The following is a 13,344-nucleotide window of genomic DNA, read 5'->3' on the forward strand; positions in this document are numbered from 1 at the left end:
ATTACCGTCCGTACCGTCCCGGGACCGCGTCAAGGCGGTCTCCGTCGGATGCGCCGTCTACCTCGTAAGTGCCTGGTAACGCGCCTGAAACTTACGCTGCAAGCCACCCCGGGAGTGCGGGTCGCGGAGTCCCCGGAAGATCGGCTTTCGCCAGAACGCCCGTCTCCCCAGTTGGCGACTCCACGCGAGCGCGATGCTGCCACGAAACTTTTGGGCCCGAAATGTCGATCAGCCGCCGTTTCCGGGGCCGGGTGATCCATCGATGGCTGGCGACCGCAATCGCTTTCGAAACTGTGTGCACCGCCCGTGAAAGTTACGCACCGTCGGCGTGAATGCGCTCCCGCGCCGACGCGGGCCGGGCCGGGTCGGCGCGGGCAGGGCCGGGTTGGCGGCGGGGCCGCCCAACGCGAATCGACCTTGGCCCGACGTATTGACGCTCGTCGTGCCGTGGCGAAGACTGACAACGTTGACGTAACCGCCTGTTTCATGCGGCTGCCACCGCAGCGGGCGGGTTTTGACAACGTTGTCAGGGAGGGCACGTTGAGACGTCTGCTGTGCGTTCTGCTCCTGGCCGCGGCCGCGCTGGTCGCGCTGCCGTCCGGGCCGGCCTCGGCCGGCACTGTCGCCGACTATCCCGAGTTCCCGTACCCCGCCACCGCCTACGACGAGCCGTACCGCGGGCAGTTCCACTTCAGCCCCCGCGCGGGCTGGATGAACGACCCGAACGGCATGGTGTACTACCGCGGCACGTACCACCTGTTCTTCCAGCACAACCCGCACGGCCTGGGCTGGGACACGATGCACTGGGGCCACGCCACGAGCACCGACATGGTGCACTGGACCCAGCGGCCGATCGCCCTCGAGCCGGGCGTGCACGCCGGGGATCTGTGGTCCGGCAACGGGGTCGTCGACACCGCGAACGTCACCGGGCTCAAGTCCGGCGACGACGACCCGATCCTCGTGTTCTCCGGCACGAACGGGGTCACGGTGCAGTACAGCACCGACGGCGCCCGGACCTTCCAGTCCTTCGACCACGGCCGCAAGGTCGCCGTGCCGAGCGGGACCAGCCGCGACCCGCACGTGTTCTGGCACGCCGCCTCCGGCCGGTGGGCCATGGTGGTGTGGAACGACGGCGGCGGCAACGGGGCCACGTTCTACACGTCGGCGAACCTGCTCGACTGGACGTACGCGAGCCGCTTCGCCGCCGGCTGGTTCTTCGAGTGCCCGGACATGTTCCCGCTCAACGTGGACGGCAGCGCGGCCGGCCAGAAGTGGGTGCTCACCGACGCCTCCGGGGAGTACACCATCGGATCGTTCGACGGCACCACGTTCCGCTCCGACTGGTCGTCGCCGCAGCGCATGGACCTCGGCACGAATACGGCCGACGGCACCTTCTACGCCGGCCAGACGTTCACCGGCGTCCCGGACGGCCGGGTGATCCAGATGAGCTGGCAGCCGGGCAACCACGGCAGCACGTGGACCGGCGACCAGACGTTCCCGGCGGAGCTTGCCTTGAAGAGCTTCCCCGAGGGTGTACGGCTCACCCGCACGCCGATCCGCGAGCTCGCCTCGCTGCGGTCCGGCGGCATCGCCCTCGGCAGCCGCACCGTCAACGGCGGCATGGCGATCACGGCCGCCGACACCTATGAGGTGACCGCCGAGTTCGACCTCGCCGGCGCCACCGCGAGCGCGTTCGGGCTGCGGCTGCACACCCGCGCGGACGGGACCTACGACCGCGCGGTGGCCTATGACCGCGGTGCGTCCACGTTGTACGGTCGCCCGCTCGCCCCCGTCAACGGCCGGGTCAAGATGCGCGTGCTCGTCGATCGCGGACAGCTGGAGGTGTTCGGCAACGACGGCCGGCTCTCGGTGAGCGACAACGTCAACTTCAACTCCGCGAGCACCAGCCAGGGCCTGCAGGTGTACTCCGAGAACGGCGCCGTCACGCTCACCTCACTGCAGTTCTACCGCCTCGGCAAGACCTGGGGCACCGGTGAGTCCACACTGGACGGCAACCTGGCCGGCCCGTGGACCGCGAACGGCGGCACCTGGACGGACGTGGCCGGCGGCAAGCAGGGCACCGCGACCGGCGACGCGTTCTACCTGAGCGGCACCAGCGCGGCCGATTTCACGTATGAGGGTGACGTGAAGGTGGTGAGCGGCACCGCGGCCGCCCTGACCTTCCGCGACCAGTATTCGGCCAATGTGGACACCACCGGCGTGGTGAAGCTGTGGCGCCCCGGCCGCGAGATCGCCACGTTCGCGACCCCGATCGCCACCGGCCGCTTCTACCATCTCAAGGTGGTGGCGGCGGGCTCGCGCTTCCGGGTCTACCTCGACCACGGTGCGACTCCGGTGATCGATGCGACCGACACGCAGTACACCTCGGGGCGCTTGGGTTTGAACGTCTTCCACGGCACCGCGGTGCTGGCGAACCCGACGCTCAACGGCGTGGGCCTGCGCACCAACCTGGCCGGCCCGTGGCACCCGACCGCCGGCACGTGGACCGTCCCCGGCGCTGGTTTGAAGGGCAACGCGGCCGGCGACGCGTTCTACCTGAGCAGCACGATTGCGGCCGATTTCACGTATGACGGTGACGTGCGGGTGGTGAGCGGCACCGCGGCCGCCCTGACCTTCCGCGACCAGTACTCCGCCAACGTGGACACGACCGGCATGGTGAAGCTGTGGCGCCCGGGCCGGGACATCGCCGTGTACCCGACCCAGATCCTGGAGGGCCGCACCTACCACCTCCGCGTGGTGGCCCGCGGCCCGAGCATCGCCGTGTACCTCAACGGCACGAAGGTGATCGACGCCTCGGACAGCACGACCATGTCGGGCTCCCTGGGCGTGAACACCTTCAACGGCACCGCCACGTTCCAGAACCTCACCGTGGGCGCGTGAACCGGGCGGCGGCGAGGGCTTCGGCGGCCCGCAACGGCGTCGTGCCCTCGCCGGCCGCGCGGTCGAGGATCGCCTGGAGCGTCTCGCCGATCTTCTCCACCCGCGCGGTGGCGGCCGTGGGACTCGCGCCGTGCAGGTCGGTCTCGGTCGCGTAGAGCACGCCGCCGGCGCTGACCACGTGGTCGGGCGCCCAGACGATGCCGCGCTCGTGCAGCAGGTCCGCCGTCGCCGGGTCGTCGAGCTGGTTGTTGGCCGGCCCGGCGATGGCCCGGCAGCGCAGCCGCCGCACGGTCGCCGGGGTGAGCAGGCCGCCCAGCGCCGCCGGGACGAGCACGTCGACCTCGGCGTCGAGGATCGCGTCCGGGGAGACCCACGCCGCCGCCGGGAACAGCTCGCGCTTGCGCTCGTCGACGTCGGTGACGAGGACGCGGTGGCCGGCTGCGAGCAGGCGGCCGGCGACGTCGGCGCCGACGTGGCCGAGGCCGATCACCGCATAGCTGTCGCCGCCGAGCACCCGCAGCGCGGCCATGACGCCGGTGGCGGTGGCGGGGGAGGAGTCGCCGCGGAACACGTGCCGGGTGCGCTCGGCGATGACGTCCATGTCGGCGGGGCCGGTGCCGACGTCGGGGCCGGTCGAGTACGCGCCGCCGAACTCCTCGACGAGGTCGCCGACGTCGTGCAGGGCCGCGGTCCGGTCGGGCCGGGGTCCGGGTGCGGGGCCGGGTCCGGCGACGACGACGGTCTTGCCGCCGCCATGGTCGAGGCCGGCCACCGCGCACTTGGCGGTCATCGCGGCCGCGAGCCGCTGGGCGTCGGCGAGCCCGTCCTCCCAGCGCTGGTACTCCTTGATCCGGCACCCGCCGAGCGCCGGTCCGAGGGCGGTCGAGTGGATGGCGACGATGATGGGCAGGCCGCTGCGGGGCCCGCGCCGGATGACGATCCGTTCGCATTCCATGCCGGAACGCTAGGCACAACGCCGGGCCGTTCGGCGGCGAACCGAACATCGTTCGGTACGAAGCCTAAAATGGCGGCCGTGGACGAACTTGATGCGGCGATCGTGGACCAGCTCCAACGCGACGCGCGGCAGACCAACCGGGACCTCGCCGCCGCCGTGGGGATCGCGCCCTCGACGTGCCTCGAACGGGTGCGGGCGCTGCGCGAGCGGGGAGTGATCACCGGGTTCCACGCGGAGATCAGCCTGCCGGCGCTGAACCGGCACGTGCAGGCGCTGCTCCACGTGCAGATCCGGCCGCTCAGCCGGCCGGTGATCGAGGCGTTCAAGGCCCACCTCGAAACGCTGCCGGAGGTTTTGTAGTTCTTCGTGGTGACCGGCGGCGACGACTTCCTGGTGCACGTGGCGGTGCCGAGCGTCGAGGCGCTGCACGCGTTCCTGATGGACAAGTTCAGCAAGCGCCGCGAGATCGTCAGCTTCCGCAGCTCAGTCATCTACCAGCACGCACGGGCCACCGTCGTCGAGGCGTTATGACCTAGTGTCCTAGGACGACTGACGCCATGTGACGGGAAGCGAACGGTTTGTCTCAAGGGCGGCCGGTAATCGCCGAACAGGCCGGGGAACAGCAACGCGGCGGCACCCGAGGAGCAACCCGTGCCCGAATCCACCGGCCTCGTCAACGACAACCCGACGCCAGCGCTGGCCGAGGCGTCGCTGGCGCTGCTGCTCCAGGAGCGCCTGGTCATCGTCCTCAACGCCAAGAACGGTTCGGTCGTGTCGGTCAACGACCGGGTGCTGGAGACGACCGACGTGCCGATCGGCGACATCGTCGGGCGGCGGCTCGAGGACCTGTGGAAGCTGCAGTCGCAGACGGTCGACCAGCTGCTCGACGCGGCCCGGGCGCGCAAGTTCGTGGAGCAGGTCAGCCCGATCGTCGACAGCGGCGGCCGGCAGCGGTGGCTGCGGTTCAACTGCGGGCCGATCGGCGGGCCGGGGCGGGAGGCCGAGGGCATCCTGATCACCGCCTACGACATCACCAACGACCGGCGGCTGGTGGCCGAGCTGCGCGGGAAGTACGCGGCGGTGGACCGGGCGCAGGCGGTGATCGAGTTCGACCTCAGCGGCGAGGTGCTGACCGCGAACGACAACTTCCTGCAGCTGACCGGGTATGCGCTGGGCGACGTCGTGGGGCAGCCGCACCGGATGTTCGTGGAGGAGGCGACGGCCAACAGTGCCGAGTACGCCGAGTTCTGGGCCGGGCTGGCGCGGGGCGAGGTGGAGAGCGGGGAGTACAAGCGGATCGGTCGGGGTGGGCGCGAGGTGTGGCTGCGCGCGACGTACAACCCGATCTTCGATCTGGAGGGCCGGCCGTACAAGATCGTGAAGTACGCGCTGGACGTGACCGAGTCGAAGTTCGCCAATGCGGAGTTCGTGGGCAAGGTCGCGGCCGTGGACCGGGCGCAGGCGGTGATCGAGTTCGACCTGGACGGCACGATCCGGGCGGTGAACCGCAACTTCTGCAACGTGACCGGGTACGAGCCCGACGAGCTGGTCGGGCAGCCGCACAAGATGCTGGTGAGCGAGGACGAGGGCCGCTCGAACGCCTATCGGGGGTTCTGGCAGCGGCTGGCCAAGGGGCAGTTCGAGTCGGGGGAGTTCAAGCGGTTCGGCAAGAGCGGGCGGGAGGTGTGGCTGCAGGCCAGCTACAACCCGATCTTCGACCTGGACGGGCGGCCGTACAAGGTGGTGAAGTACGCGACCGACATCACCGACACGAAGAACCGCAACGCGGAGTTCGAGGGGAAGGTCGCGGCGATCGACCGGGCCCAGGCGGTGGTCGAGTTCGACCTGGACGGGATGATCCTGACCGCGAACCGCAATTTCCTGGAGACGATGAACTACGGCAGCGCGGACGAGCTCAAGGGCAAGCACCACAGGGTGTTCGTCGATCCGCTGACCGCGGCGTCGGAGGATTACCGGCAGTTCTGGGCGCGGCTGGGGCGGGGCGAGTTCGAGTCGGGGGAGTACAAGCGGTTCGGCAAGGGCGGCCGGGAGGTGTGGCTGCAGGCGACCTACAACCCGATCTTCGACTTGGAGGGCCGGCCGTACAAGGTGGTGAAGTACGCGCTGGACATCACCGAGGCGAAGAAGCGCAACGCGGAGTTCGAGGGCAAGGTCGCGGCGATCAACCGGGCGCAGGCGGTGGTCGAGTTCGATCCGCACGGGGTGGTGCTGGACGCCAACCGCAACTTCCTGGAGCTGCTCGGCTACGGCCTGGAGGAGATCCGGGGCCGCCACCACAAGATGTTCGTGGACGCGCAGGAGGCCGGCTCGGAGCAGTACGAGGACTTCTGGGAGCGGCTGCGGCGGGGCGAGTTCGACTCGGGGGAGTACAAGCGGGTCGGCAAGGACGGGCGCGAGGTGTGGATTCAGGCGACGTACAACCCGATCCTGGATCTGGACGGCAAGCCTTACAAGATCGTGAAGTTCGCGGCGGACGTGACCCAGGCGAAGCTGCGCACGGCGGAGTTCGAGGGGAAGGTCGCGGCGATCAACCGGGCCCAGGCGGTGATCGAGTTCGACCTGGACGGCAACGTGTTGCACGCCAACGACAACTTCCTGCGCACCATGGGCTATTCGATGCGGGAGATCCTGGCCCAGCACCACAGCATGTTCTGCACGCAGGAGTACATCACGTCGCAGGAGTACCGGGACTTCTGGCTGCGGCTGAGCCGGGGTGAGATCCTGTCGGGCCGGTTCCACCGGATCGGCAAGTACGGGCGGGACGTGTATCTGCAGGCGACGTACAACCCGATCTTCGATCTCAAGGGCGATCCGGTGAAGGTGATCAAGTTCGCCACCGACGTGACCCAGCAGGTGGAGCTGGAGCAGCGGCTCAGCGTGAAGACGTGCGAGATGAGCAAGGCGATCGACGAGCTGTCGACGTCGATCGCGACGATCGTGGGCAACGCGGGGCAGGCGAGCGAGCTGGCCGGGGAGACGCAGACCAACGCGCAGCGGGGCTTCGAGGAGCTGCGCAAGTCGATCGAGGCGATCGACCTGATGGAGCGCTCGTCGGATCAGATCGCCGGGATCGTGCAGGTGATCGGGGAGATCGCGTCGCAGACGAACCTGCTGGCGTTCAACGCCTCGATCGAGGCGGCCCGGGCCGGTGAGCACGGCGTCGGGTTCTCGGTGGTGGCCGGCGAGGTGCGCAAGCTCGCGGAGCGGTCCTCGGACTCGGCGCGGGAGATCAGCCGGCTGATCCAGGAGTCGGCGACCCGGATCAACCAGGGCTCGCAGGTGGCGCAGCGGGCCCAGGACGCGTTCGAGGAGATCCTGCGCAGCGTCGGCAAGACCGCCGAGTCGATCCACCACATCGTCACGCAGACCAAGACCCAGCAGGACGCGTCGCGGACGGTCAACGCGCTGATCGGGGACCTCGTCGGGGCGGCACCGTCCGCCGAGGTGGGTCTGGACCAGTGAGCGAAGTGCGATGAGCGGCATCTTGTACGGTGTGTTCACCGTCGCCGACGTGCACGTCGCACTGCCGCTGTCGGAGCTGCGGGAGGTCATTCCGTGCCCGGCGTCGTTCAGCCCGCTGATGGCCTCGGCGCCCGGCCTGGTCGGCGCGGTGATGCTGCGCCATCAGGTGATCCCGGTGCTGGACCTGCGCCGGATGGTCGGCGTCGACGCGCCCGCCGAGCCGGAGATCGTGGTCGTCGCGTCGTACGAGGGTTCGGTGTTCGGGCTGCTGGCCTGCGGGGTGCGCGGGGTCGTCGAGGTCGAGGAGCACGAGCAGCTGGGGATCTCGGTGAACGTGGCGCTGCCGCAGGTGTTCGCGAGCACGTTCGAGCGGGCCGAGGACGGCGCGGTGGTGTGCGTGCTCGACTGCGCGGCGATCAAGCGGCTGCCGGGGATGGTCTTCGCGACGGACACGGGCGGGCCCAGCGGCGCGCTGGCGCAGGCGAAGGACGAGGGACGCGACGGGGGTACCGCGGGCCGGAACATGATGATGCTGCTGCGGGCCGGCGACATCGGGCTGTGCGTGGACGTGGCGCACGTGCACTCGGTGGTGCCGGAGCTGGTGCTGAAGTCCTCGCCGATCGACGGCGGGATCATCCACGGCGTCATCGAGCTCGGCGAGCACTACGTGCCGACGGTCGACGCGCTGGCGGTGCTGGGGCTGGGGGCGCTGGCGCCGATCGACGTGAAGCGCGGCGTGGCGATGGCGTACGAGCGGGGGCTGCTGACGTTCGCGGTGACCGAGGTGGAGTCGATCGTGCCGGTCGGCGACGACGACGTGCTGGCGCTGCCGGGGATCGGGCTGCCGGCGTCGGACTTCGCGGTCGGCGTCCTGCCCGGGCAGGCGGGCGGGTCGTACCTGGTGGTCGACGGGTCCCGGCTGCGCGCCGACGCCGACCTGGGGACGCTGGCCGCGCTGGGGACGCCGGTGCCGGGGGCGGGGACGCCGGCGCGGCGGGACACGCGCGAGGAGGAGCCGCCGGAGGGTGCCGGGCGGGTCATCGAGCAGCGGGTCCGCAAGTATCTGACGTACCTGGCCGGGCCGGAGGTGGCCACGCCGCTGACCCAGATCGCGGAGATCGTGCCGCATCCCGCCGACGTGATCCCGTTCGTCGGCGGCGGGGCGATGCGCGGGGTGTTCACCCATCACCGCCGGTCGGTGCCGCTGGTCGACCTGCCGGTGCTGCTGGGGGAGCCGGCCGAGATCGACCCGGCGATGGCGCGGGTGCTGCTGGTCGGCGGGGTCGGGTTCCTGGTGCCGGCGCTGCGGGCGATCGAGGAGTCGACGTGGGAGGAGCGGGTGCCGCCGGACGCGGCGGTGCCGCTGGCCCTCGCCGGCAGCCCGCTGGTGAAGATCGGCACCCGGATGCTCGCCCGGCTGGATCTCGTCGCGTTCGCCCGCACTATGGTTGGCGAGCGTGGAACCGATCCGGGTGGAGGTTGACGGGCGCGAGCCGGTCATCGAGGAGCTGTACGGGCCGCTGCTGACCAACTTCGGTCACTTCACGGCGATGCAGGTTCGCGGTGGGCGGGTCCGGGGGCTTAGCCTGCATCTGGAGCGGCTGGCCGGGGCGACCCGAGAGCTGTTCGGCGAGGACCTGGACACCGGCCGGGTGCACGGGTTCCTGGCCCACGCTGTGCGCGGAGTGCCGGACGCGTCGGTGCGGGTCAACGTGTACGGGCCGTCGCGGGTGATGGTGTTCGTGCGCCCGCCGGCCGAGCCGCCCGCGGCGCCGTTGCGGCTGCGCTCGGTGCCCTATGTGCGGCCGGCGGCGCACCTGAAGCACGTCGGTGGGTTCGGGCAGGCGTACTTCGGCCGGCGCGCGGAGGCCGAGGGCTTCGACGATGCGCTGCTGACCGACGCGGGCGGGGCGGTGTGCGAGGCGGCGATCGCGAATGTCGGGTTTTTCGACGGTACCGACGTGACGTGGCCGTCCTCGCCGCACCTTCCGGGGATCGCCATGCAGCTGCTGGCGCCCCGGCTGCCGTCGCGCACGGCCCGCGTCGCCCTCGCCGACGTCGGCGGGTTCCGGAGCGTCTTCGTGGCCAACTCGATCGGTGTGGCCCCGGTCGCCGGCATCGACGACGTGACCTTCGGCGTCGACGCGGAGCTGATGCGGCTCGTCGCCGACGCCGAGGCGAGCGTCCCCTGGGATGCGCTCTAGGGCAGCTTGCGCAGGTGGGTGCGGCGGCCGTCGTGGTCGAAGATGCCCAGGATCTCGGCCGGGCCGCCGTGCGCCCCGAACGCGTGCGGGACCATCGTGGAGAACTCGGCCGCCTCCCCGGTCTCGACCGTGACGAGCCGCTCGGCCAGGCGCAGCGCGATGGTGCCGGACAGCACCGTGAACCACTCGAACCCGGGGTGGGCCCGCAGCTGATCCGCTCCGGGCACCGGCCGGTCGATGCGCATCTTCGCCACGGTGGTGCCGCCCGGTCCGGCCTCGTGCCGCAACGTCCACGTCGTCACCCCCCGCTCCGGCTCGTGCCGCGGCCGGATCACCACATCGGCGTCGGCGGACTCGACGAGCGCGTCGAGACTCGTCCCGAGCGCCCGCGCGATCGCGGTGAGCTGGTCGAGGCTGATCCGGCGGTGCCCGGTCTCGATCCGGCTCAGCGTCGACGGGCTCATGAAGCAGGCCGCGGCCAGATCGTCGAGGGACATGCCGAGCGCGGACCGCAACCCCCGGATGCGGGTCCGCACGAGCGCGTCGAGGTCGTCGTCGTCTTGCTTCATACGCAAGATAGTATGCGACAGGCGCAACGACCGGCTACCGTTCAAGCATGCACAATCACGGTCACGACCACGGTCACGGTCACGGTCATCACCACGGCGGGCTCGCCGACCTGCTCGACCTCGACGCCGCGGTGCTGCGCGACTACCACGCCGGGATCGTCGCGTGGGTCGCCGGGCAGGGCCCCGTCGCCACGATCGCCGACCTCGGCGCCGGAACGGGGGCCGGCACGTTCGGCCTGCTGCGCCAGTTCCCGGACGCCACCGTCACAGCCGTCGACAGCGACGAGGACATGCTGCACCGCCTGGCCGGCAAGGCCGCCGAGCACGGCCTCGGCGACCGCGTGCGCACCCGCCGCGCCGACCTGGACAGCGGCTGGCCCGCCGACCTGGCCGGCCTCGACCTGATCTGGGCCGCGAACTCCATGCACCACATGGCCGACCCGCCGCGGGTGCTGCGCGACATCCGGGCCGCCCTGGCCCCCGGCGGCCGGCTCGCCCTGTCGGAGCTGGACTCGTTCCCGCGCTTCCTGCCCGACGGCGCCGCCGGCGGCCTCGAGGACCGCACCCACGCCGCCATGGCCCGCCGCCGCGAGCAGGACATGCCGCACATGCAGTCGGACTGGGCCGCGCTGATCGCCGCCGCCGGGCTGAAGGTCACGGCCGAGCGCCGCTTCGAGACGACGCTGGCCGCCCCGCTGCCGGAGGCGGCGGTCCGCTACGCCCGGGCGTCGCTGGCCCGCACCCGGGAGGGCCTCGCCGAGGACCTCGGCCCGGCCGACCTCGCCGCCCTCGACGCCCTGCTCGGCGACGGCCCCGACGCCCTGACCCACCGCACCGATCTCACCATCCGGGCCGCCCGCACCGTCTGGATCGCCGAGCCGGCCTGAGCCGCGGTCAGCCCTCGACGAGGGCCGCGACGTCCCACAGGACGGCCGTGTCGCCGTCGGCGGTGGCCAGCAGCGTCCCGTCGGGGCTGAACGCGACCACCGGACTGCGCGGCAACGGCTCGCCGACCGTCCGGCCCGTGGTCACGTCCCAGAGGTGCACCCCGCTCATCTCGGCCCCGGCGAACCAGCGCCCACCGGGGGCGAACGCACCGCGGAAGGCGTGGGAAGCCAGCGTGGCGATCGGCGCGCCGGTGCGCGGGTCGACGATCAGCACGGAGCTGCTCGTCGCCTCGATGGCCAGCCGGTCGCCCTCGGGGCTCAGCGCACACATCTGGCCGAACACGCCTTCGGTCGGGTATTCCCGGACCAGCCGCCCGGACTCGACGTCCCAACAGCCCCACTGCTCGTCGCGGCCCGGCCCGTACAGCATCGTCCCGGTGGCGTCGAGGGCCACGTCGTTGGAGGGTTGCAGGCCGGTCAGCTCCCGCAGCGGCCGCCACTGTGCGGTGTCGGCCGAGGCCATGGCGCCGACGAAGACGGTGCGGCCGTCGGTGAGGGCCGCGACCCGCGACCGGTCACCGCTGACCGCCAGCCGGTTCACGGGCGCGGCGAAGGCGCCGTGCGCGCTGCGGCCCTCCTGCAGATCCCAGAACCCGGTGCCGCCCGTCTGGGTTCGCACGACGAGAGCGGCGCCGCCGCCGGCGAAGACGACCTGACTGATGAAGGTGCGAAACCCGGCCTGCCCGATCTGCCGGCCGGTCGCCGTTTCGCGCACGGTGACGACGGTGTCGCGGGCGATCGCGATGCGGGAGCCGTCGGCGTTGAACGCCACTGCGGTCACCCCGTCGGAGTGGACCGGCGGCGCGGGCCGCAGCCGGCGGGCGGCCGGGTGCTCGACGGGCACGGCGGTCCCGGCTGGGCCGGTGGTGGCCAGCCAGTCGCCCGGGGCGACCGTCGCGCCGGGCAGCGCCTGCCAGTGACGCAGGACACCGCTGGTCTCGCCCGCGTTGAGCCGCCACAGGCTGCCGTCGGCGTGGCGGACCACGGCCAGGTCGGCGCCGGCCGCGATCGGCGCGCCCGGCTCGGCCAGCCGCCGGACCAGGGTGGCCGGGCCGGGCGAGCCGGGCAGGGTCCAGCGCAGCGGGGTCTCGTCCGGGCCGGGCGGCACCGGTGTCACCCGGCGCTCGCCGGCGTGGCGGGCCCATTCGGCGGCGCCGAGTACGACCGCGAGTTCGGGGTCCTCGGCCCGGTGCACCGGCCGGCCCAGCGCCGCGGCCACCGCGTCAGCGACCGCCGGGACCCGCGACGAGCCGCCGACCAGCAGCACCCCAGCCAGGTCCGACGGCGCGACGCCCGCGGTGTGCAGCAGCGCCCGGCAGGCCTCGACGGTCCGGCCGATCAGCGGTGTCACGGCCGCGGTGAGCTCGTCGCGGCGCAGCCGGACCGGTTCGGCGTCGGCGGAGAAGTAGTCCTCGACGTCGGGCCGGTCGGTGAGCTGGTGCTTGAGGCCGCGGACGAAGTCGGCCAGCTGCAGGCGCAGCCGCAGCCCGGCCGGTCCCGGCAGCGGCGCTGGGCCGGGGACGCGGGCCGCGACGAGCGCGTCGATGTCGCGGCCGCCGGCGTCGGCGAGGCTGGTGTGGCCCAGCACCTCGTGCCGGCCCCGGACCAGGGCGGCGTCGAACGTGCCGCCGCCGAAGTCGTAGACGAGGACCAGGTCGCCGGCGGTGTAGGCGGGGCCGGCGACCGGGGCGAGGGCGGCCGCGACCGGTTCGGCCAGCAGCTCGACCTCGGCGAAGCCGGCCTGCTCGCCGGCGGCCAGCATGAGGGCGCGGCGCGGGTCGGCCGCGGTGACCGAGGCCGGCACGGTCAGCAGCAGCCGGTCCAGCGGTTCGGTGGTGAGCTCGGCGGCCTGCCCGCGCACGACGGCGAGCAGGTGGGCGACGAGGGCGTGCGGCGGGTAGGAGCGCTCGCCGAGCGGGATCGGGGCCGTCTCGCCGAGGTCGCGCTTGAACCCGGCCCGGTAGCCGGCCGGGTCGGCCCGTTTGCGCCGCTCGGCCGCGGTGCCCACCAGCAGCTCGTCGCCGTCGGCGCAGACCGCGGACGGCCACGCGTACAGGCCGCTGGACGGCTCCTTGATCAGCTGGACGCGGTCGCCGGTCACGAGCGCGGCGGCCGTCGAGGTGGTGCCGAAGTCGACCACGAGCACGGCCCATGATCCCACATCCGGGTCCCGAAAAGTTTTCGGCAACCGCGCTCGGCGACCGCGCTCGGCGACCGCGTCCGGCGACCGCGTCCGGCGACCGCGTCCGGCGACCGCGTCCGGCGACCGCGTCCGGCGACCGCGT

10 protein-coding genes are annotated in these 13,344 nt (G+C 72.1%); 7 read left to right on the forward strand and 3 right to left on the reverse strand.

Going from position 1 to position 13,344, the window contains the following annotated elements; genetic code table 11:
- Window positions 1-540: 540 nt before the first annotated feature.
- A complete protein-coding gene (locus ACQP00_RS17810; protein WP_433220376.1) occupies window positions 541-2,901 on the forward strand; it encodes a GH32 C-terminal domain-containing protein in 2,361 nt (786 codons plus the stop codon).
- Here ACQP00_RS17810 and ACQP00_RS17815 read toward each other — a convergent pair.
- Window positions 2,885-3,856, reverse strand: coding sequence for a Glu/Leu/Phe/Val dehydrogenase dimerization domain-containing protein (locus ACQP00_RS17815; protein ID WP_433220378.1), 972 nt, complete (start codon window positions 3,854-3,856; stop codon window positions 2,885-2,887). The genes ACQP00_RS17810 and ACQP00_RS17815 overlap by 17 nt on opposite strands.
- Before the next feature lie 78 nt (window positions 3,857-3,934).
- On the opposite strand from ACQP00_RS17815, the gene ACQP00_RS17820 reads away from it, so the two are divergent.
- The 5 genes from ACQP00_RS17820 to ACQP00_RS17840 all read left to right on the forward strand — a co-directional run bounded on the left by ACQP00_RS17820 (window position 3,935) and on the right by ACQP00_RS17840 (window position 9,543).
- Window positions 3,935-4,216, forward strand: a complete 282-nt coding sequence (locus ACQP00_RS17820; RefSeq protein WP_433220380.1) for an Lrp/AsnC family transcriptional regulator — start codon at window positions 3,935-3,937, stop codon at window positions 4,214-4,216.
- A gap of 9 nt (window positions 4,217-4,225) precedes the next feature.
- Window positions 4,226-4,387: an Lrp/AsnC ligand binding domain-containing protein gene (locus ACQP00_RS17825; RefSeq protein ID WP_433220382.1), complete on the forward strand. Its 162-nt coding sequence runs from the start codon at window positions 4,226-4,228 to the stop codon at window positions 4,385-4,387.
- Between the two features lie 120 nt (window positions 4,388-4,507).
- Window positions 4,508-7,339, forward strand: coding sequence for a PAS domain S-box protein (locus tag ACQP00_RS17830; protein ID WP_433220384.1), 2,832 nt, complete (start codon window positions 4,508-4,510; stop codon window positions 7,337-7,339).
- 10 nt (window positions 7,340-7,349) lie between these two features.
- Complete coding sequence (locus tag ACQP00_RS17835; RefSeq protein ID WP_433220386.1) at window positions 7,350-8,822, forward strand: chemotaxis protein CheW; 1,473 nt, start codon at window positions 7,350-7,352, stop codon at window positions 8,820-8,822.
- Window positions 8,797-9,543, forward strand: coding sequence for an aminotransferase class IV (locus tag ACQP00_RS17840; RefSeq protein ID WP_433220388.1), 747 nt, complete (start codon window positions 8,797-8,799; stop codon window positions 9,541-9,543). The genes ACQP00_RS17835 and ACQP00_RS17840 overlap by 26 nt, the downstream gene beginning before the upstream one ends.
- Here ACQP00_RS17840 and ACQP00_RS17845 read toward each other — a convergent pair.
- On the reverse strand, window positions 9,540-10,112 hold the full coding sequence (locus ACQP00_RS17845; protein WP_433220390.1) for a helix-turn-helix domain-containing protein: 573 nt from the start codon (window positions 10,110-10,112) through the stop codon (window positions 9,540-9,542). The two genes, ACQP00_RS17840 and ACQP00_RS17845, sit on opposite strands and share 4 nt — an antisense overlap.
- Window positions 10,113-10,159: 47 nt before the next feature.
- Here ACQP00_RS17845 and ACQP00_RS17850 point away from each other — a divergent pair, with 47 nt between their 5' ends.
- Window positions 10,160-10,999, forward strand: coding sequence for a class I SAM-dependent methyltransferase (locus ACQP00_RS17850; RefSeq protein WP_433220392.1), 840 nt, complete (start codon window positions 10,160-10,162; stop codon window positions 10,997-10,999).
- A gap of 7 nt (window positions 11,000-11,006) precedes the next feature.
- Here the strand turns inward: ACQP00_RS17850 and ACQP00_RS17855 are convergent, their stop codons facing one another.
- The gene (locus ACQP00_RS17855; RefSeq protein WP_433220394.1) at window positions 11,007-13,220 is read right to left on the reverse strand and encodes an Hsp70 family protein; all 2,214 of its coding nucleotides are present in this window, start codon (window positions 13,218-13,220) and stop codon (window positions 11,007-11,009) included.
- Window positions 13,221-13,344: the final 124 nt, after the last annotated feature.

Origin of the sequence: Dactylosporangium sp. CS-047395, assembly GCF_050942185.1 — a bacterium.
In the GTDB taxonomy this organism is placed as follows: domain Bacteria; phylum Actinomycetota; class Actinomycetes; order Mycobacteriales; family Micromonosporaceae; genus Dactylosporangium.

Bases quoted from the DNA above. Each gene is read 5' to 3' on its own strand.
- ACQP00_RS17835 (WP_433220386.1), top strand. From the start codon at position 7,350: ATGAGCGGCATCTTGTACGGTGTGTTCACCGTCGCCGACGTGCACGTC.
- ACQP00_RS17845 (WP_433220390.1), bottom strand. From the start codon at position 10,112: ATGAAGCAAGACGACGACGACCTCGACGCGCTCGTGCGGACCCGCATC.
- ACQP00_RS17850 (WP_433220392.1), top strand. From the start codon at position 10,160: ATGCACAATCACGGTCACGACCACGGTCACGGTCACGGTCATCACCAC.
- ACQP00_RS17815 (WP_433220378.1), bottom strand. From the start codon at position 3,856: ATGGAATGCGAACGGATCGTCATCCGGCGCGGGCCCCGCAGCGGCCTG.